8 protein-coding genes, 3 rRNA genes and 5 pseudogenes are annotated in these 20,750 nt (G+C 66.2%); 11 read left to right on the top strand and 5 right to left on the bottom strand.

The window, feature by feature from the left end; genetic code table 11:
* Nucleotides 1–14 precede the first annotated feature (14 nt).
* From BS80_RS42775 to rrf, 9 genes and pseudogenes are all read left to right on the top strand, one after another.
* Nucleotides 15–164 (top strand): annotated as a pseudogene (locus BS80_RS42775) (M9 family metallopeptidase N-terminal domain-containing protein); the annotation flags it as partial.
* A 64-nt stretch (nucleotides 165–228) separates the two neighbouring features.
* Nucleotides 229–291: pseudogene (locus BS80_RS43835) on the top strand (M9 family metallopeptidase N-terminal domain-containing protein); the annotation flags it as partial.
* 163 nt (nucleotides 292–454) lie between these two features.
* Nucleotides 455–1,078 (top strand): annotated as a pseudogene (locus BS80_RS44085) (collagenase); the annotation flags it as partial.
* A gap of 55 nt (nucleotides 1,079–1,133) precedes the next feature.
* Nucleotides 1,134–1,547, top strand: a pseudogene (locus tag BS80_RS44080) (collagenase); the annotation flags it as partial.
* A gap of 145 nt (nucleotides 1,548–1,692) precedes the next feature.
* Nucleotides 1,693–1,815: pseudogene (locus BS80_RS42760) on the top strand (PKD domain-containing protein); the annotation flags it as partial.
* Nucleotides 1,816–1,833: 18 nt separating this feature from the next.
* Nucleotides 1,834–2,238, top strand: a complete 405-nt coding sequence (locus BS80_RS42755) for a PPC domain-containing protein (protein WP_232246460.1) — start codon at nucleotides 1,834–1,836, stop codon at nucleotides 2,236–2,238.
* Nucleotides 2,239–2,964: 726 nt separating this feature from the next.
* A 16S ribosomal RNA gene (locus tag BS80_RS14065) occupies nucleotides 2,965–4,486 on the top strand.
* A 284-nt stretch (nucleotides 4,487–4,770) separates the two neighbouring features.
* A 23S ribosomal RNA gene (locus BS80_RS14060) occupies nucleotides 4,771–7,892 on the top strand.
* 86 nt (nucleotides 7,893–7,978) lie between these two features.
* Nucleotides 7,979–8,095: ribosomal RNA gene (gene rrf, locus BS80_RS14055) — 5S ribosomal RNA — on the top strand.
* The 16S, 23S and 5S rRNA genes sit together here, the layout of an rRNA operon.
* A gap of 78 nt (nucleotides 8,096–8,173) precedes the next feature.
* Here rrf and BS80_RS14050 read toward each other — a convergent pair.
* Entirely contained in the window at nucleotides 8,174–10,480 is a 2,307-nt protein-coding gene (locus BS80_RS14050) for a M9 family metallopeptidase (protein WP_035796912.1), read from the bottom strand.
* Between the two features lie 164 nt (nucleotides 10,481–10,644).
* Nucleotides 10,645–11,586, bottom strand: a complete 942-nt coding sequence (locus BS80_RS14045; RefSeq protein ID WP_035796909.1) for a LysR family transcriptional regulator — start codon at nucleotides 11,584–11,586, stop codon at nucleotides 10,645–10,647.
* A gap of 378 nt (nucleotides 11,587–11,964) precedes the next feature.
* On the opposite strand from BS80_RS14045, the gene BS80_RS14040 reads away from it, so the two are divergent.
* Nucleotides 11,965–13,410 carry a glyceraldehyde-3-phosphate dehydrogenase gene (locus BS80_RS14040; protein ID WP_035796906.1) on the top strand — a complete coding sequence of 482 codons (1,446 nt, stop codon included), beginning with the start codon at nucleotides 11,965–11,967 and terminating at the stop codon, nucleotides 13,408–13,410.
* Between the two features lie 63 nt (nucleotides 13,411–13,473).
* Here the strand turns inward: BS80_RS14040 and BS80_RS14035 are convergent, their stop codons facing one another.
* Nucleotides 13,474–13,860 carry a nuclear transport factor 2 family protein gene (locus BS80_RS14035; RefSeq protein WP_035796904.1) on the bottom strand — a complete coding sequence of 129 codons (387 nt, stop codon included), beginning with the start codon at nucleotides 13,858–13,860 and terminating at the stop codon, nucleotides 13,474–13,476.
* Between the two features lie 287 nt (nucleotides 13,861–14,147).
* Between BS80_RS14035 and BS80_RS14030 the strand changes: the two genes are divergently transcribed.
* Nucleotides 14,148–15,851: a carbohydrate binding domain-containing protein gene (locus tag BS80_RS14030; RefSeq protein ID WP_035796901.1), complete on the top strand. Its 1,704-nt coding sequence runs from the start codon at nucleotides 14,148–14,150 to the stop codon at nucleotides 15,849–15,851.
* Nucleotides 15,852–15,937: 86 nt separating this feature from the next.
* On the opposite strand, the gene BS80_RS14025 is transcribed toward BS80_RS14030, so the two are convergent.
* Nucleotides 15,938–19,915, bottom strand: coding sequence for a DUF6531 domain-containing protein (locus BS80_RS14025; protein WP_051966570.1), 3,978 nt, complete (start codon nucleotides 19,913–19,915; stop codon nucleotides 15,938–15,940).
* Nucleotides 19,912–20,637 carry a WXG100-like domain-containing protein gene (locus BS80_RS14020; RefSeq protein ID WP_035796898.1) on the bottom strand — a complete coding sequence of 242 codons (726 nt, stop codon included), beginning with the start codon at nucleotides 20,635–20,637 and terminating at the stop codon, nucleotides 19,912–19,914. The genes BS80_RS14025 and BS80_RS14020 overlap by 4 nt, the downstream gene beginning before the upstream one ends.
* Nucleotides 20,638–20,750: the final 113 nt, after the last annotated feature.

The following is a 20,750-nucleotide window of genomic DNA, read 5'->3' as shown; positions in this document are numbered from 1 at the left end:
GCCGACGCGCAGACCTGTACCCCGCCGACTTCGGCAGCCGCAGCGGTGCCGCCCTGGTCGCGTTCATCGAGAGCTCGACCACCGACTGCGTCAACACGCTGTTCAACGTCACCGGCACCGACGCGGGCAACATCTTCAAGCAGCAGCAGATGCTGACCGTCGCCCAGGCCTTCCAGAACCTCGCGAGCACCTACACCGGCGACGACTCCACCGGCATCTGGCCAGCTGGTGCTCTTCCTGCGGGCCGGCTACTACGTGCAGTCCTACAACGCGGGCGCGGTCGGCACCTACGACGCCACCCTCGCCACCGCCACCCAGGCCGCCCTGGACACCTTCTTCGCGGCCACCACTGGACCGACGTCACCGACGCCAACGGCAGCGTGCTCTACGACGTGCTGGTCCTCACGGACAGCGCCAACCTGCCCAGAGCAAGTACCTGAACATCTACAAGCAGGTGCTGAACGGCTACAACAGCTCCTACAACGCGTCCGCGAAGATGACGAACGCGGTCAACGCCGTGCTCTTCGCGCCGCTGTGGCGGGGCAACTACAACCCGGACTTCGTCAGCGCGGTCAGCGCGGACCCGGGCATCGTCAGCACCCTGAGCAGCTTCGCGCTCAACCACAAGGACCTGCTCAGCGGCCCGAACGCCCAGCTCGACTCCAATGCGGGCAACGACCTGGCCCGGATGGCCGGTGACAACGCCACCATCGAGGCCGTGGCCAAGCCGCTGGTGAAGGCGGTCCTGGACGCCGCCCCGATCCTCGGCCCCACCGGCGCGCTGTACGTGCACACCGCGTACCAGGCGGACGCCTACGACGCTGCCCAGTGCTCGTACTACAACACCTGCAACCTGCCGGCGAAGCTCAGCGCGACGGTCCTGTCGCACACGCTCACCTGCGACTACCGCACCATCGCGACCGAGTCCCTGTCGCCGGCCGACCTGGCCGCCGTCTGCGCGAGCCTGCGCGGCGAGGACGTCTTCTTCCACAACATGGTCAAGGACAACGGTCCGGTCCCCGGCCAGTACGACAAGAACGTCACGATGGCGGTCTTCTCCAACAACGCCGACTACCTGACGTACTCCTGGGCGATCTACGGCAACTCCACCAACAACGGTGGCGAGACCCCTGATGGACGCGACGGACCCGAGCAACCAGGCCGTGTCGGTGATGTACCAGAAGTCGTGGAACGACGGGTTCACCGCCAACGTGTGGAACCTCAACCACGAGTACACGCACTACATGGACGGCATCTACGACATGAAGGGCAACTTCGGCACCCAGATCTCCGTCCCGGACATCTGGTGGATCGGAAGGGGTCGCCGAGTACGAGTCCTACGCCTACCGCGGCACCACGACACCCAGGCGATGACGGAGGCGGCCAAGCACACGTACAAGCTCAGCACGGTCTTCCAGAACACGTACGACAACTCGGACTCGACCCGGACCTACCCGTGGGGCTACCTCGCCGTCCGGTACATGTTCGAGAAGCACCCGGCCGACATCACCAACATGCTCGGCCACTTCCGCACCGGTGACTTCGCGGGCGCCTACGCGGTCTACAACAGCATCGGCACCGGCTACGACGCCGACTTCGACAACTGGCTCAACACCTGCGCCGCCGGCGCCTGCTACGCGGCCGGCCCGACGTCGCTCTTCAACCAGACGGTGAACGGCGCCACGGTCAGCCCTGACCGACACGTCCGTCGAGACCGCCAGCTCCGCCAAGATCACCTCGTGGAACTGGACCTTCGGCGACGGCACCTCCTCCACCCAGCAGAACCCGAGCCACACCTACGCGGCCGCCGGCACCTACACCGTCGTCCTGACCGTGACCGACAGCAGCGGCAAGTCCGCCAGCACCCCGACCTCGGTCACCGTGACCAGCGGTGGCGTGGTCACCCTGCCGACCTGCACCGACGTGCGCACCGACGCGATGGGCCAGAACTGCTCCCGCGCCAACCGTGCCGAGACCGCCGGTAACACGGACTACATGTACGTCTACCTGCCGGCCGGCACCAGCACGCTGAAGGTCACCACCTCCGGCGGCACCGGTACCGAGTCCCTCTACTACAACCCGACCACCTGGGCGTCGCCGAGCGCCTTCACGGCCTCCTCCACCAACACCGGCACGGCCCAGAGCCTCACCGTCACCAACACCACGGCCGGCTACCGGTACATCAGCCTCTACGCCAACACCGCCTTCAGCGGTGTCACGGTCAGCACCCAGTTCTGAGTTCCGATCCTGTCCCACCCCGGGTAGCCACGGGCACGGCGGTACGCCGTCGCCCCGTGGCTGCCCGGGCCGTTCTGCTGGGGATTTGCCCGTGACACCGAGCGGGAGTAGTGTTCCCTAGTCGCCCGACAGGGAGCACCGGACACGCATCGCGCGGACGGTCCCGGGGTGGCCAATCCTCTGAACCACCACCTCTCTTCTCCGCCGGGTCGCGTCTGCGCGCCTCTGCTCGAATTGTTGTGCGCGTTTATCGGGTTGCGGTCGGATTCGCTTTGCGAAGCGCGGTTCGACTAGAGTTTCGAAACGTCGGACAGGTCATCGCACCTGAATTCGACAAGCCTCCTGAAAGCCGGGAAGCGGGCCGGAAGCACCGGGGAGACCTGGTAGAGTCTGGATCGCCGAAAGGCCGAAGGAATAGCGGATCAGGTAAGCGAAACTCCGGAAAACGGAGCAGAGAACATCTGATACGCTGGAAACACGAAGTGCCGAACGAAACACTCGGAGAGCTTGCGAGAGCGGCTTGAAGACAGTGTCCGTTCCTTGAGAACTCAACAGCGTGCCAAAAGTCAACGCCAGATATGTTGACATCCCCGGCCTCGGTCTCTGATCGGGGTTGGAGATTCCTTTTGAAGTAAGACACAGCGAGGACGCAGTGCACGTGACCGCCCTATTCCGGTGGTTGTCGTGCCGCTCAACGCGGGTGTTCGGCCCGATTACGGGCAGACATTCACGGAGAGTTTGATCCTGGCTCAGGACGAACGCTGGCGGCGTGCTTAACACATGCAAGTCGAACGATGAAGCCTTCGGGTGGATTAGTGGCGAACGGGTGAGTAACACGTGGGAAATCTGCCCTGCACTCTGGGACAAGCCTTGGAAACGAGGTCTAATACCGGATATGACCTGTCCTCGCATGGGGGTGGGTGGAAAGCTCCGGCGGTGCAGGATGATCCCGCGGCCTATCAGCTTGTTGGTGGGGTAATGGCCTACCAAGGCGACGACGGGTAGCCGGCCTGAGAGGGCGACCGGCCACACTGGGACTGAGACACGGCCCAGACTCCTACGGGAGGCAGCAGTGGGGAATATTGCACAATGGGCGAAAGCCTGATGCAGCGACGCCGCGTGAGGGATGAAGGCCTTCGGGTCGTAAACCTCTTTCAGCAGGGAAGAAGCGCAAGTGACGGTACCTGCAGAAGAAGCACCGGCTAACTACGTGCCAGCAGCCGCGGTAATACGTAGGGTGCGAGCGTTGTCCGGAATTATTGGGCGTAAAGAGCTCGTAGGCGGCTTGTCACGTCGGATGTGAAAGCCCGGGGCTTAACCCCGGGTCTGCATTCGATACGGGCAGGCTAGAGTGTGGTAGGGGAGATCGGAATTCCTGGTGTAGCGGTGAAATGCGCAGATATCAGGAGGAACACCGGTGGCGAAGGCGGATCTCTGGGCCATTACTGACGCTGAGGAGCGAAAGCGTGGGGAGCGAACAGGATTAGATACCCTGGTAGTCCACGCCGTAAACGGTGGGAACTAGGTGTTGGCGACATTCCACGTCGTCGGTGCCGCAGCTAACGCATTAAGTTCCCCGCCTGGGGAGTACGGCCGCAAGGCTAAAACTCAAAGGAATTGACGGGGGCCCGCACAAGCAGCGGAGCATGTGGCTTAATTCGACGCAACGCGAAGAACCTTACCAAGGCTTGACATATACCGGAAACGGCCAGAGATGGTCGCCCCCTTGTGGTCGGTATACAGGTGGTGCATGGTTGTCGTCAGCTCGTGTCGTGAGATGTTGGGTTAAGTCCCGCAACGAGCGCAACCCTTGTTCTGTGTTGCCAGCATGCCTTTCGGGGTGATGGGGACTCACAGGAGACTGCCGGGGTCAACTCGGAGGAAGGTGGGGACGACGTCAAATCATCATGCCCCTTATGTCTTGGGCTGCACACGTGCTACAATGGTCGGTACAAAGGGCTGCGATGCCGCGAGGCGGAGCGAATCCCAAAAAGCCGGCCTCAGTTCGGATTGGGGTCTGCAACTCGACCCCATGAAGTTGGAGTTGCTAGTAATCGCAGATCAGCATGCTGCGGTGAATACGTTCCCGGGCCTTGTACACACCGCCCGTCACGTCACGAAAGTCGGTAACACCCGAAGCCGGTGGCCTAACCCGTAAGGGGAGGAGCCGTCGAAGGTGGGACCAGCGATTGGGACGAAGTCGTAACAAGGTAGCCGTACCGGAAGGTGCGGCTGGATCACCTCCTTTCTAAGGAGCACATAGCCAGACCTGGGCGAATGTCCCGGGTTGGTTGCTCATGGGTGGAACGTTGACTATTCGGCACACACGGTTGGTTGTTACCAGTACTGCACTTCGGTGCGTGGAACGTTTCAGCGGGTCGGGTGTGTCGGGCACGTTGTTGGGTCCTGAGGGAACGGCCGTATGGCTGGTACCTCTGGAGCCGGTCCCACGGACATTGCCTTATTCTTGGGGTTGTGTAGGTGGGTGTCTGGTCGTTGTTTGAGAACTGCACAGTGGACGCGAGCATCTGTGGCCAAGTTTTTAAGGGCGCACGGTGGATGCCTTGGCACTAGGAACCGATGAAGGACGTGGGAGGCCACGATAGTCCCCGGGGAGCCGTCAACCAGGCTTTGATCCGGGGGTTTCCGAATGGGGAAACCCGGCAGTCGTCATGGGCTGTCACCCATACCTGAACACATAGGGTATGTGGAGGGAACGAGGGGAAGTGAAACATCTCAGTACCCTCAGGAAGAGAAAACAACCGTGATTCCGGGAGTAGTGGCGAGCGAAACCGGATGAGGCTAAACCGTATTGGTGTGATACCCGGCAGGGGTTGCCAATGCGGGGTCGTGGGAAAGTTCTTCAGTCGTCTGCCGGCGGCTGGGTGAGTCAGAAACCGTATGGGTAGTCGAAGGACATGCGAAAGGTCCGGCGTAGAGGGTAAGACCCCCGTAGACGAAATCTGTACGGCTCACTTGAGCTTCTCCCAAGTAGCACGGAGCCCGAGAAATTCCGTGTGAATCTGGCGGGACCACCCGCTAAGCCTAAATATTCCCTAGTGACCGATAGCGGATAGTACCGTGAGGGAATGGTGAAAAGTACCGCGGGAGCGGAGTGAAATAGTACCTGAAACCGTGTGCCTACAAGCCGTGGGAGCGTCGGACACCAGCTTGCTGTGTGTCTCGTGACTGCGTGCCTTTTGAAGAATGAGCCTGCGAGTTTGCGGTGTGTAGCGAGGTTAACCCGTGTGGGGTAGCCGTAGCGAAAGCGAGTCCGAATAGGGCGGTTGAGTTGCATGCCCAAGACCCGAAGCGGAGTGATCTAGCCATGGGCAGGTTGAAGCGGAGGTAAGACTTCGTGGAGGACCGAACCCACCAGGGTTGAAAACCTGGGGGATGACCTGTGGTTAGGGGTGAAAGGCCAATCAAACTCCGTGATAGCTGGTTCTCCCCGAAATGCATTTAGGTGCAGCGTCACGTGTTTCTTGCCGGAGGTAGAGCACTGGATAGGCGATGGGCCTCACCGGGTTACTGACCTTAGCCAAACTCCGAATGCCGGTAAGTGAGAGCGTGGCAGTGAGACTGTGGGGGATAAGCTCCATGGTCGAGAGGGAAACAGCCCAGAACACCGACTAAGGTCCCTAAGCGTGTGCTAAGTGGGAAAGGATGTGGAGTCGCACAGACAACCAGGAGGTTGGCTTAGAAGCAGCCATCCTTGAAAGAGTGCGTAATAGCTCACTGGTCAAGTGATTCCGCGCCGACAATGTAGCGGGGCTCAAGCACACCACCGAAGTCGTGTCATTGCAGCATGAAGGGCCAACGCCTGCTGTGATGGGTAGGGGAGCGTCGTGTGCCGGGTGAAGCAGCGGAGGAATCCAGTTGTGGACGGTTCACGAGTGAGAATGCAGGCATGAGTAGCGATACAAGAGTGGGAAACTCTTGCGCCGATTGACCAAGGGTTCCTGGGTCAAGCTGATCTGCCCAGGGTAAGTCGGGACCTAAGGCGAGGCCGACAGGCGTAGTCGATGGACAACGGGTTGATATTCCCGTACCCGCTTTGAAGCGCCAACGTCGAACCTCTGAATGCTAAAGCCGCGAAGCCGGCCTGGAGTCTTCGGACGAAGGGACGTGGTGGAGCCGCTGACCCAACAGGGTAGTAGGTGAGCGATGGGGTGACGCAGGAAGGTAGTCCAGCCCGGGCGGTGGTTGTCCCGGGGTAAGGGTGTAGGCCGAGTGATAGGCAAATCCGTCACTCATTGAGGCTGAGACCTGATGCCGAGCCGATTGTGGTGAAGTGGATGATCCTATGCTGTCGAGAAAAGCCTCTAGCGAGTTTCATGGCGGCCCGTACCCCAAACCGACTCAGGTGGTCAGGTAGAGAATACCGAGGCGTTCGGGTGAACTATGGTTAAGGAACTCGGCAAAATGCCCCCGTAACTTCGGGAGAAGGGGGGCCACACCTGGTGATGGAATTTACTTCCTGAGCTGGGGGTGGCCGCAGAGACCAGCGAGAAGCGACTGTTTACTAAAAACACAGGTCCGTGCGAAGCCGTAAGGCGATGTATACGGACTGACGCCTGCCCGGTGCTGGAACGTTAAGGGGACCGGTTAGTCATGATTCGTCGTGGCGAAGCTGAGAACTTAAGCGCCAGTAAACGGCGGTGGTAACTATAACCATCCTAAGGTAGCGAAATTCCTTGTCGGGTAAGTTCCGACCTGCACGAATGGCGTAACGACTTCTCGACTGTCTCAACCATAGGCCCGGTGAAATTGCATTACGAGTAAAGATGCTCGTTTCGCGCAGCAGGACGGAAAGACCCCGGGACCTTTACTATAGCTTGATATTGGTGTTCGGTTCGGCTTGTGTAGGATAGGTGGGAGACTGTGAAGCGGCAACGCCAGTTGTCGTGGAGTCGACGTTGAAATACCACTCTGGTCGTGCTGGATGTCTAACCTAGGTCCGTGATCCGGATCAGGGACAGTGTCTGGTGGGTAGTTTAACTGGGGCGGTTGCCTCCTAAAGAGTAACGGAGGCGCCCAAAGGTTCCCTCAGCCTGGTTGGCAATCAGGTGTTGAGTGTAAGTGCACAAGGGAGCTTGACTGTGAGACCGACGGGTCGAGCAGGTGCGAAAGCAGGGACTAGTGATCCGGCGGTGGCTTGTGGAAGCGCCGTCGCTCAACGGATAAAAGGTACCCCGGGGATAACAGGCTGATCTTCCCCAAGAGTCCATATCGACGGGATGGTTTGGCACCTCGATGTCGGCTCGTCGCATCCTGGGGCTGGAGTAGGTCCCAAGGGTTGGGCTGTTCGCCCATTAAAGCGGTACGCGAGCTGGGTTTAGAACGTCGTGAGACAGTTCGGTCCCTATCCGCTGTGCGCGTAGGAATATTGAGAAGGGCTGTCCCTAGTACGAGAGGACCGGGACGGACGAACCTCTGGTGTGCCAGTTGTCCTGCCAAGGGCATGGCTGGTTGGCTACGTTCGGGAGGGATAACCGCTGAAAGCATCTAAGCGGGAAGCCTGCTTCGAGATGAGTATTCCCACCTCCTTGAGAGGGTAAGGCTCCCAGTAGACGACTGGGTTGATAGGCCGGATGTGGAAGCCCAGTAATGGGTGGAGCTGACCGGTACTAATAGGCCGAGGGCTTGTCCTCAGTTGCTCGCGTCCACTGTGTTGTTCTGAAACAACGACCCCACCCCGTTGGTCACGGGGGTGGTGCGGTTGACAGTTTCATAGTGTTTCGGTGGTCATAGCGTGAGGGAAACGCCCGGTTACATTCCGAACCCGGAAGCTAAGCCTCACAGCGCCGATGGTACTGCAGGGGGGACCCTGTGGGAGAGTAGGACGCCGCCGAACAATCATTCCAGATAACCCCCATCCGAGAAATCGGATGGGGGTTACCTGCGTTTCCGGGACCGTTTCCGGACCGTGCGGTCAGTACTGCGTGGTGACGGTGACTCCGCTGAACGCGGTGTTGGCGTACAGGCTGATGTAGCGGTAGCCGGCCGTGGTGTTGGTGACGGTCAGGCTCTGGTCGTCACCGGAGTTGGTGGAGGACGCCGTGTGGGAGGCGGCGGTGGCCCAGCTGCTCGGACTGTAGTAGAGGTAGGGGTTCCCGGTGCCGCCGGTGGTGCTGACCTTCAGCGTCGTGCTGCCGGCCGGGAGGTAGATGTAGAGGTAGTCGGACGTGCCGGCCGCGGCCGACTGGTTGAGGACGGCGCAGTTCTGCCCCAGCTCCCGTGCGTCGGCGTTGCTGCACTGCGGCAGGGTGGGCGGCGGGGTCGGGGCCGCGCAGGCGCCGGCCGCGCAGGCGGTGAGCCAGCTGTTGAAGTCGGCGTCGTAGCGGGTGCCGATGCCGGAGTTGTAGACCGCGTCGCCGCCGGCGTAGTCGCCCGCGCGGAACTTGGCGAGCATGGCGTAGACGTCCTGCGGGTGCTGCTCGAACATGTACCGCACCGCGAGGTAGCCCCAGGGGTAGGTGCGGGTCTCGTCGGAGTTCTCGTACGTGCTCTGCCACAGGGTGCTCAGCGCGTAGGTGTGGTTGGCCGCCTCGCCGATCGCCTCGGTGTCGGGCACGCCGCGGTAGGTGTAGGAGACGTACTCGGCGAGGCCCTCGATCCACCAGACGTCGGGGACGGCGGTTTCGGCCGTGAAGTCGCCCTTGGTGTCGTAACGGGCGTCGAGGGCGTGGGTGTACTCGTGGTTGAGGTTCCAGATCCCCCCGACGAAGCCGTCGTCGGCGCTCTTCACGTACATGATCGACATCGGCTGGTTGGCCGGGTCGGTCGGGTCACCGGTCAGGGTGATGCCGCCGTTGTTGGTGTCGACGTTGTAGAGCACGCCGGCGTAGGTCTCGTAGTCGGTGGGGCTGGCGAACACGACCAGTTTGACCGTCGACTCGTACTCGCCCGGGATCGGGCCGTTGTCCTTGACCAGGTTGTTGAAGAACGCGTCCTGGTTGATGACGCTGCTGCAGGCGGCGGCGAGGTCGGCGTCGCTCAGCGACTGCGCCAGGATGGTGTGCGCCGAGTCGCAGACGTGGGTGATCGGCAGCGCCGCCGCGGTCAGCTCGGCGACCAGGTTGCAGGTGCCGTACGAGGAGCAGTTCGCCTGGTCGAAGCTGTCGGCCATGCCGGCGACCCCGACCCAGAGCGGCGCCGTCGGGCCGGTCATGGACGAGTCGCTCAGCAGGCCCTGCATCAGCGGGCGCACGGTGGCCGCCAGGGCGGGGTGCTGGATGAAGCGCGCGAGCTCGATACCGGCGTTGGAGTCCAGGAAGGAGTCGCCGGTGCCGAGCAGGTCGAGGTGCTCGGTGGCGAACGAGTCGAGCGTGTTGAGGATGCTCGGGTCGGCCGTCACCGCGGCCACGAAGTCGGCGTTCTGGTGGCCGCGGAAGAGCGGCGTGTACACGTCGTTGACGGCGGTGACCATGCTGGGGATGGCGTTGTAGGAGCTGTTGTAGCCGTTCAGCAGCTGCTGGTAGACGCTGAGGTAGCGGGCCTGTGCGTCGGCGCTGTCCGTCAGGACGACCGCGTCGCCCAGGACGTCGCCGTTCGCGGCGGTGACGTCACGGGAGTGCGCGTTCGCGAAGAACGCGTCCAGGCCGGCCTCGGCGGCGTTCGTCAGCGTCGCGTCGTAGGCCCCGACGGTGGACGCGTTGTTGTACTGCACGTAGTAGCCGGCGCGCAGGAACAGGATCAGCTGCCACACCCCGGTGGAGTCGTCGCCGGGGTAGTCGGCGGCGGCGCTGCCGAGCGCGTCGGCTATCGCGACCATCTGCGGTTCGGCGAACGCGTGGGCCGCGTCCGTGCCGGTCACGTTGAAGAGGGTGTTGACGCAGTCGGTCGTCGAGGCCTGGACGAACGACACCAGCGCGGATCCGGACCTGTTGCCGAAGTCGGCCGGGGTGCAGGACACCGCGGCCGCCGCCCGGGAGGCGCTCCTGGGCTGCACTCCGGGGTGCGAGGCGGGCGGCGCCGTCGGCGCGCTCAGCGGCGGGATCTGGGACGCGGGGAGCCGGCCGTGCTGCTCGGCGGCCTGGTCGGACCTGGCCACGGTCCGACCGGCGGGCGAGAACGCGCGGGGGGTCGTGCGAGCCGCGGGCGTCGTGGCTGCGGCTGCCGTCATCGCGACGCTTCGCGGCTGGGGGGCCGCGATCGCGGGCGTCGCCAGACCGGCGAGCGCGACGACGGTCGCCAGACCGCCCGCCACGATTCCGGGCAGGGGGGAGCGGTAACGCATCTGTGCTCCTTCTTGGATGGACGCCTCTGTGGGGGATTGGCTGAGGCGTGAGAGGGACGCTTCCATCCAGCACCGGCGCATTCAATACGGTGTGACATAGCACCTTGCGGGGCAGCCCATAACACAGTGCTGCCGGGCGTCCTGATCAAACGGCAGATATCCGGCTATGCCCCCGAGGCCCACGCCTGGAAGTGCGACGCCTGGGAGATGAGGTCGTGGTAGGCCGCGGTGGCGCAGCTGAAGAGGGTGTCCGCGACCTCGGCGGCCAGGCCGTCGCACCGCCAGGCCAGCACGTAGCGACACCACAGCGGCGTGCCGGTCAGCGGCTTGACCAGGACGTCGGGGATAGGCCGCATCGTCGCCTGCACGACGGACACCCCGAGGCCGTCGGCGATCATGTTCTGCAGCTGGAGCTGGTCGCCCAGGAACTCGTGGACGGCCGCCGGCGTGAATCCGGCCGCCGCGCAGGCCTGGTGGAAGACCCCCGGCCAGCCGGCGCCGTCGTCGGGGGTCAGGAACCAGGCGTCGTCGGCCAGGTCGGCGAGCGAGACCTCCAGCCGCAGCCGGAGGCGGTGGCGCGCGGGCAGCGCGACGAAGCACGGAGCGGTCGCGATCCCGCGATGCGTCACGGTGTCCGCGTGCCGCAGCGGCAGGCCGGGGTAGTCGGCGGCGATCGCCACGTCGATCTCGCCCTTCCGCAGGAGCTCGACGATCTCGGAGGACGAGTAGACGCTGCGCACGGTGAGTGCGAGATCGGGGACCCGGCTGCGGACCCGGACCATCATGCCGGACAGGATCGGCGAGTTGGTCGCCGCGATGCGCAGGGTCCGACGCGTCCCCGTTCCGCTCCCGCGCGGCCGCTGCCCGATCGCCTCCGCCCGCGACAGGACGTCGCGGGCCTGCGCCAGGACCTCGACGCCGTACTCCGTCGGCACCACGCCCGACACCCTGCGCTCGAACAGCAACTCTCCGAAGTGGCTCTCGATGCGCCGGAGTTGGGTACTCATGGCCGGCTGTGAGTGGCCCAGAACCGAAGCGGCCCGGCCCACACTCCCCGCATCGGCGATCGCACACAGCACCCGCAGGTGTCGTAGCTCCAGCTCCATTCGCGCTTCCCTCCCGAGCGAACTCTCCTCTCATCCGCGCAGCATGAACAGCTCACCCCCCGGGAGCCATGCCCCGGGGGAGTGGCCGGCCACCCGGCGTGACGGCGATCTCACCCCGGGCTCGCGCCGGGTCCCCGCAGCGAGGACTTGCTGCGGCCGGGCACCCTTGCGCGCTCGGCCGGGGTGTGATGCTGGCCATGCCCGGGATCGCCCTGGGCGCCGTCCTGTTGACGACTCCGCCGGGCTTCTCGCAGCTCATGGGGCTGATGCGGCCTGGCGCACCGAGTCGCGAGAAGGCAGGTCCGCGCGGGCGCTCACTCTTCTCTGAAGATAACCTGTGCGTGCGCATGGCCTAGCTCTAGCTCGAAAGATGGACTTGTGACTGTCAACGAAGACGTGTTCACGAACTGGAAGAACCGCGAGGAGATCGCGGAGTCTATGATCCCGATCATCGGGAGGCTGCACCGGGAGAGGGACGTCACCGTCCTGCTGCACAGCCGCTCCCTGGTGAACAAGTCGGTGGTCAGCATCCTCAAGACGCACCGGTTCGCCCGCCAGATAGCCGGCGAGGAGCTCTCGGTCACCGAGACGCTGCCGTTCCTGAACGCGCTCGCCGCGCTCGACCTCGGCCCCTCCCAGATCGACATCGGCATGCTCGCCGCGACCTACGGCAGCGACGACCGCGGTCTCTCGGTCGAGGAGTTCACCGCCGAGGCGGTCGCCGGCGCCACCGGTGCCAACAAGCTGGAGCGCCGCGACGGACGCGACGTCGTCCTGTACGGCTTCGGCCGGATCGGCCGCCTGCTGGCCCGCCTGCTCGTCGAGAAGGCCGGGTCGGGCAACGGGCTGCGGCTGCGTGCCATCGTCGTGCGCAAGAGCGCCGGCGAGGACCTCGTCAAGCGCGCCTCGCTGCTGCGCCGTGACTCCATCCACGGCCAGTTCCAGGGCACGATCACGGTCGACGAGGCGAACAACAAGATCATCGCCAACGGCACCGAGATCACGGTGATCTACTCCGACGACCCGACGTCGGTGGACTACACGGCGTACGGCATCAACGACGCCATCCTGATCGACAACACCGGCCGGTGGCGCGACCGCGAGGGGCTCTCCAAGCACCTGCGCCCCGGCATCGCCAAGGTGGTCCTGACAGCCCCGGGCAAGGGCGACGTGCCCAACATCGTGCACGGCGTCAACCACGACACCATCAAGCCGGACGAGCAGATCCTGTCCTGCGCCTCCTGCACCACCAACGCGATCGTCCCGCCGCTGAAGGCGATGGCGGACGAGTACGGCGTCCTGCGTGGCCACGTGGAGACCGTCCACTCGTACACCAACGACCAGAACCTGCTGGACAACTACCACGACTCGGACCGTCGTGGCCGTTCGGCGGCGCTCAACATGGTCATCACCGAGACCGGCGCCGCCTCGGCCGTCTCGAAGGCGCTGCCGGACCTGAAGGCGACGATCACCGGCAGCTCGATCCGCGTCCCGGTGCCGGACGTCTCGATCGCGATCCTCAACCTCCAGCTCGCGCGCGAGACCAACCGCGCGGAGGTGCTCGACTACCTCCGCAACGTCTCGCTGGCCTCGCCGCTGAAGCGCCAGATCGACTTCATCACCGCGCCCGACGCCGTCTCGAGCGACTTCATCGGCTCGCGCCACGCGTCGATCGTCGACGCCGGTGCGACCAAGGTCGAGGGCGACAACGCGATCCTCTACCTCTGGTACGACAACGAGTTCGGCTACTCGTGCCAGGTCATCCGGGTCGTCCAGCACGTCTCCGGGGTCGAGTACCCGACCTACCCGGTTCCGGCGGTCTGACCCCGCTCCCGCCGCCCTGTCCGTTCCCGCTCCGCAGCGGGAACGGACAGGGCGGCGGCGTTTTCAGCGGGCGCTGCCGAGGTTCCGGTCGCCGTCGGCGCCCTGGAGCATCAGGGTGGTCTCCTCGATGCGGCGGAACCGGCCGTCCGGGGCGATCTCGGCGAAGAGGTAGACCTCCATCCGGACGGTGGAGCCGTCGGTCTTCGTGATGTCGACGATGTGGCGGTCCGCGTAGCGGTCGCCCTGCGCGAGCTCCTCCAGGACCTCGACCGAACCGCCGGCGACCACCGTGCGCAGGTGGGCGATGTGGGACGTGAACGCGCTGTGGTCGTCCCAGCGGCCGTCGGTGCGCTGGCGGTAGTCGGGGGTGAAGTGCCGGTCCACGGCCTCGGTCAGCTCCAGGCCGGGCGTGAGGAGCAGGTCGGTGAGGGCGGCGGCGATGCTGGTCATGACGGGTCTCCTTGGGGGCTGTGTCGGGAAAACTGCGTGCGTCGAGCACGCATCTGTACGGTACTACAAAACGCGTGCTCCGCGCACGGGTTTGCCTGGGTGAAGGTCGCGTTGCTGGTCAGTGGTCCAGACCGCTTGTCAGTGGTCCAGACCTATTGACGGGTCTGGCCGACCCTCCTACGATCCGGTTCGGCACAGCCCCACATGTCCCCACCTCACCCAGAGCCGGGCGTCACGCCCCCACGCGTCGGTCCTGTCCACGGCGCTCGGCGGGAAGGGAGCACCGCATGTTCCGTCGAAGGCCGCGCACTCCACGTCTGTCGGGCGATGTCCGCCCCGGTTCCGATCCCGGCCGCGCCGAGCACGGACCGAGCGTCCCGATGCGTTTCCTGGCCGGGGTGAGCGCCGCCGCCGTCATCGCCGCCGGTATCGCGGTGGCCGGCTCCGTCACGGCCGGCGCCGCCACCACCACCAACCTGGTGGCCAACCCCGGATTCGAGAGCGGACTCTCCGGCTGGACCTGCTCCGCCGGCTCCGGCGCGGTCGTCAGCAGTCCGGTCCACTCCGGCGCCTCCGCGCTGCTGGCCTCGCCGACCGGCCAGGACACCGCCCAGTGCGCCCAGACCGTCAGCGTGCAGCCCAACGCGACGTACACGCTGAGCGCCTACGTCCAGGGCAGTTACGTCTACCTGGGCGCCACCGGCACCGGGCTCACCAGCGCCCCGTCCACCTGGACGCCGAACAGCGCGTCGTACAGCCAGCTCAGCGTCGGCTTCACCACCGGGGCGACCACCACCTCGGTGACCGTCTACCTGCACGGCTGGTACGGGCAGCCCGCGTACTACGCGGACGACGTGTCGCTCACCGGCCCCGGCGGCAGCAGCCCCCCGCCGACCACGGCCCCGCCCACCACCGCGCCGCCCACCACCGCGCCGCCCACCACGGCCCCGCCGACTACCGCCCCGCCGACTACCGCCCCGCCGACCACCGCGCCACCCACCACGACGCCGCCCAGCACGACGCCGCCGCCCGGCGACACCTGCCCCGTGAAGCCCAGGCCGGCGGGCAAGGTCCTGCAGGGGTACTGGGAGAACTGGGACGGCGCCCTGAACGGCGTGCACCCCGGCCTGGGCTGGATCCCCGTCACGGACAGCCGGATCGCCGCGCACGGCTACAACGTCATCAACGCCGCCTTCCCGGTGATCCTTTCGGACGGCACCGTCGAGTGGCAGGACGGCATGGACACCAACGTCAAGGTCGCGACCCCCGCCGAGATGTGCCAGGCCAAGGCGGCCGGGGCGACGATCCTGATGTCGATCGGCGGCGCCGCCGCCGGCATCGACCTCAGCTCCAGCACCGTCGCCGACAAGTTCGTGGCGACCATCGTCCCGATCCTCAAGAAGTACAACTTCGACGGGATCGACATCGACATCGAGACCGGCCTGACCGGCAGCGGCAGCATCACCACGCTGTCCGCCTCCCAGGCCAACCTGGAGCGCATCATCGACGGCGTACTGGCCCAGATGCCCGCGGGCTTCGGTCTGACGATGGCCCCCGAAACCGCGTACGTTACCGGCGGGAGCGTCAGCTACGGGTCGATCTGGGGCGCCTACCTGCCGATCATCAAGAAGTACGCCGACAACGGCCAGCTGTGGTGGCTGAACATGCAGTACTACAACGGCAGCATGTACGGCTGCTCCGGCGACTCCTACCAGGCCGGTACCGTTCAGGGGTTCAGCGCGCAGACCACCTGCCTGAACAACGGCCTGACCATCCAGGGCACCACCGTCAAGGTGCCCTACGACAAGCAGGTGCCCGGCCTGCCGGCCCAACCCGGCGCGGGCGGTGGCTACATGGCGCCGAGCCTGGTCAGCCAGTCGTGGAACGCCTTCGGCGGTTCGTTGAAGGGGCTGATGACCTGGTCCCTCAACTGGGACGGCTCACTGGGCTGGACCTTCGGCGACAACGTCAAGTCCCTTCAGGGCCGTTGACGTCCCGCTGACGTGCCACCGACCTCCCGCGCCCGGGTGTACCGGGGCGCGGGAGGTCGGTTCGGGTTCCCAGGGGGAGCGTCGGGCTACCGCCACCACTGGGGGAGGTCGTGCATGACCTTGCCGACCTGCTCCTCCGGGAAGGCCGTGACGAAGTACACGTTCAGCTGGCCTTCGCGGCCTCGCGAGCGGAAGGCGGTGTTCATCAACGGCCAGCAGTCCTTGCACGGCTGGCGGTCGCTGAAGAGGTTCAGCGGCTTGTAGTTCACCTGCTTGTTCTGCAGTTTATTGATGATTGCTTCCTCCGCATGGTGGTTGCGCTCGCCGGCGTTCCACGCCGCTTCGTGTTCGATCTTCCCGGTGTCCTTGTCGAGGTACTGCAGGACGGCGAAGTTGCTGTGCCAGGGGTTCTTGATCCCGAGTCGGGTGTTCTGGTACTGCGTCCTGACCTGGTGGACCCAGGGCTGGTTGGCCGCGAGGTTGTCGGGGTGATCGGCCTGGAACTCCTTCATCCAGGGGTTGTCCTCGTCCCCCGACGACCGGCAGGGGGCCAGGCCGAGCGGGTCGGAGTCGACCAGGGGGTTGGGGACGTAGGTGTCGGGGTTGGCGGCGGGGGCGATTCCCAGCGGGTCGGGGGAGGCGTAACGGGCCGTCGCCGGGTCGTAGTAGCGGTGGTGGTTGTAGTGCAGCCGGGTCTCGGGGTCGAAGTACTGCCCGGGGAACCGGAGCGGGGTGTAGGCGGTGCTGTCGCTGGGCCAACTGGTGTGGCCCCACAGGGTGGTGTTGCCGCGCCAGGCGATGGTTCCGTCGGCGGTGTCGACGAGTTCGGTGGGCGTGCCGACCAGGTCGGTCACGATGGCGTAGAAGCGCCGGTCGACCTGGTCGCGGTCGGCGGAGGCGATGGTCTCGGTCTGGGCGAGCGGCCGGAAGCCGACGTGGTCCCAGCTCAGCGTGTACGGGCCGGGCAGGGCCTCGGTGCGGGTGGTCTGTTCGGCGAGTCGCGGACCGTCCCAGCTGAAGTCGACGCGCTCCGCCACGGTGCCGTCCGCGGCCAGGCGTTCCTTGGCGATCCGGCGGCCGAGCGGGTCGTAGCGGTAGCGCCAGCGGGTGCCGTCGGGCGTGGTGGCGTGGGTCAGCTGGTCCTGGGCGTCCCACTCGAAGCGCCAGGTGTCGGGCTTGCGGGAGAGCCGCTTGATCTGGCGCAGGGTCACCCGGCCGGCCCGGTCGTACTCGTAGCGCACGTCGCCGGCCCGGGTCAGCTCGCTGCCCTCGCGGGCGCGCTCACCCCGTGCGGCCCGGGTCGCCGCGGTGGCGGGCCAGTCGGCGGCGGTGAGGTGGCCGCCACCGTCGTAGCTGTACCGCTCGTCCTGATCGGCGCTGCGCACCGCGGTCACCCGGCCGGTGGCGGTCAGCTCGAACTCGCGGCTTTGGCCGAGGAGTTCCTCGATCCGGGTCGGGTGGCCGTCCGCCCGGTACTGGTAGGAACGGTGCTGCAGGATCTCCTCGGTGCTCTGCAGGGTCTGGGTGGTGAGCCGGCTCTGGGCGTCCCAGGTGTTGGCGAGGGTGAGGTCGCCGCCGAGGGCGCGGTGCAGTTCGCGGCCCGCGGTGTCGAACGCGAAGTCGAGGCGGCCGCCGGTGCTCTCCAGGCGGACGCGGTGGCCGACGGTGTCGTAGGAGTAGCTGCTGCTGTGGCCGGAGGGCAGGGTGCGGCCGGTGCACCGCCCCAGGACGTCCCAGGCGTAGCTCACCGTGCGGCCGTCGACGGTCTCGGCGAGCAGATTGCCCAGGACGTCGTAGCTGGCGCGCAGTTCGGCGTCCGGGCCGGTCGCGGCGATCAGGTTGCCGGTCACGTCGTAGGCGTAGCTGGTCGTGTGGTCCGCGTACTCGGTGGCGACCAGCTGGTCCAGTACGTCGTAGCGGTGGCGGACGGTCTGGCCGAAGGCGTCCGTGCGGGAGGTCGGGCGCGGTCCCGCGTCCCAGCCGTAGGCGACGGTGCGTCCGTGGAAGTCGGTCTCCGAGCGCAGCCGGCCGGCGGCGTCGTAGGCGTACTGCCACTGCTGGCCCAGCGGGTTGGTCACCGCCACGAGCCGGAGGGTGGCGTCCCAGCTGAAGGTGTAGCGGGAACCGTCGGGGGAGGTGGCCACCGTGACCAGGTCGAACTCGTTGTACTCGAAGCTGCTGGTCTGGCCGAGCTTGTCGGTGTGGCTGCGGATGTTGCCCTCGCCGTCCCACGTCCACGACTCGGCCGTGCCGTCGGGGTCCTGGCGGGCGGCCAGCCGGCCCCCGGCGGTCCAGGTGAAGCGGGTGACGCCGCCCAGGGGGTCGGTGATCGCGGTGGGGCGTCCGAACGGGTCGCGCTCGCAGGAGCTTTGGGTGCCGTCCGGGCCGGTGACCTGCATCGGCAGGCCCGCCGGATCGCACCGCATCTCGGTGGTGGTGCCGAGCGCGTCGGTGGAGGCGGCCAGGTTGCCGTTCTCGTCGTAGCGGTAGCGGGTGACCGCCCCGGCCGGGTTGATCACCGCGGTGCGGCGGCCGGCGGCGTCGTACTCCTGGCGCCAGAGCGCGCCGCCCGGCACCCTGACCTCGGTCGGCAGGGTGGTCAGCCCCTGGTAGGTCAGCTCGGAGCGCTCCCCGTCGGGGCGGACCACGGCCGTCAACGCGCCCAGCCCGTCGTACTCGTAGCGGGTGGTGCGGCGCAGCGCGTCGGTGTGGGCGAGGACCCGGTGGTACTCGTCGTACTCGGTGTGCGTGGTGCGGCCCACCGGGTCGACCGTGGCGACGACCTGCGCCAGGTGGTTGACGTGGTACTCGGTGGTGTTGCCGTGCGCGTCGGTCTCGTAGGTGATCCGGAGCCCGGTGGTCGGATCGGGCTCGGTGTAGCGGAACTGGAACCGCAGGTAGCCGGCCGCGCTGCCCTGGTCGACCACCCGGCCCTGCTCGTCGTAGCGGTAGCTGTACCGGCCGCCGTTGCGGTCGGTCCAGGAGGTGATCCGGTCGTGCTCGTCGTTGGTGAAGCGCAACGCGGCGCCGGAGACGTCGTAGACCGCGGTCAGCCGGCCGTCGGTGTAGCCGTAGCGGACCAGCAGGGCGTGGTGCCCCTCACCGTCGGCGTCGGCCAGCCGCAGGGCGGTGATCCGCCCCCGGTCCACCGTCACCAGCACGCGGTACCCGGCGTGGTGGGTGATGCTCGCGGGTGCGCCGGACGCGTCGTAGTCGAACTCCAGCCAGCGGCCGGAGCGGTCCCGCAGCCGGGTCAGCAGTGCGGTGCTGCTCTGCGGCACGGGGGTGAACTCCCGTACCAGCCCGCCGGCCACGTCGGTGAGCAGGTACGTTCCGCTCTCGTCGAGCTCCAGCTCCCAGCGGTCGCCGGCACTGGCCTGGACCGGCCCGTCGCCGGGCACCGGGTGCGGGTAGAGCTGCGCGACCCGGTCGGGGCCGAGGTAGATCACGCCGTCCGTGTCGCGCTCCAGGCGTTCGTCGAAGGTGCAGGTCCAGCGCCGCCCCAGCCAACGCCCGGCCTGGTAGCCGGACTCGAAGGAGCGGCTGAAGAGCAGCGGCAGCGCGCCGGGCAGCGACACGTCCACGGCGTTCATGAACATCCGCCCGGTGGCCATGTCGACCGGCTCGCCGCCGCCGCAGATCTTGTCGTCCGTGCGGCCCGATTCGTGCGGGTGGTTCACCTGCCCCTTGGCCGGGCCCGCGCCGTCGGTGGTGGGTCGCTTGCCGTCGGGGTGCGGGTGGCCGTCGCCGGTGCCGTCCTTGCCGCCCTTGCCGTTCTCGCCACCCTCGCCGCCGGATCCGCCCTTGCCCTGGGCGTCCTTGCCCGAGTCGCCGCCCGGGCCGCCCTTTCCGGGGTGCCAGTCCTTCTCCCCGGCGTCCTTGGTGTGTAACTTCTGGAGCTCGCCGGCGTGCTTGCTGTCGTTGTCGACGTGGTTCTTGGTGACGCGGTCGAGATTCGCCCCGGTCTGGTGGTAAAGCTTCTTGACGGCTTCTCCGGTGTCCTGTCCCAGTGACTTGCCGATGCGCTTGGCGCCGTCCCCGATGATCTTGGCAATCTCGCTCATTCGAAGCTCATTCCGGAGATACGGTCGGTCAGTTCCTGCGCGTGGGAGGCGATGTCGTCGGCATGGCCGCGCATGGAGGCGGACGCGCTGCTCATCACGTCGGGGTGCAGCAGGATCCCGGTACCCGTGCCGCCGCCGGAGGACTGGCCCAGCGCCGCGGCGGTCTCCTGGTACACCAGGCCGCTCACGGCCTTGGCCACGCTGTCCTCCAGCGGCTCGATGGCGGCCTGGACCACCTGGCCGACGAGGTGGTCCTCCAGGTCCTGGACCAGCTTCTTCATGACGGTCCGGGCCGTGGCCTCCAGCGCGGGCAGCCCGGCCTCGGCCAGGCCGAAGGTGAAGATGGCCGCGGCCTGGTCGGCGACGAAGGCGGCGGCCAGCACGCCCAACTCGACGAGGGCGCCCGCCTTGAGGCCGACCACGGCGTCGGCGGCCAGGTCCAGGGCCTGGGCCACGGCCTGGCAGGCGGACTGGAGTTCTGACATGTGGGTGTTCGACATCTTCGCCCAGGTGGCGATCATGGCCTCGTACGAGGCGCCCTGGTAGCCCTCGGAGAGGTTCTTGAGGGTGACGGTGGCGTTCTGGTGCGAGTCGTCCATCTTTCCGGCGAAGTCCCGGATGTGGCTCGCCAGTTCGCGGATCTTGTCCTCGTTCACCTCCGGCCAGGTCACGCCGATGAAGGAGAGCAGTTTGACCACCGGATCCGGCAGTTCGATTGCCACGAAAGACCCCACCCTTCACTGTCCATGCAGTTTCAGATGAACCGATTATGACGGTTCGTCAGTCAGGGACACGACAGGTGACCGCAGAACGGTTCCCGGAACTGGTTCATGAA

This window comes from Kitasatospora mediocidica KCTC 9733 (assembly GCF_000744225.1).
Classification (GTDB): domain Bacteria; phylum Actinomycetota; class Actinomycetes; order Streptomycetales; family Streptomycetaceae; genus Kitasatospora; species Kitasatospora mediocidica.
This window is presented reverse-complemented; position numbering and strand designations above follow the sequence as displayed.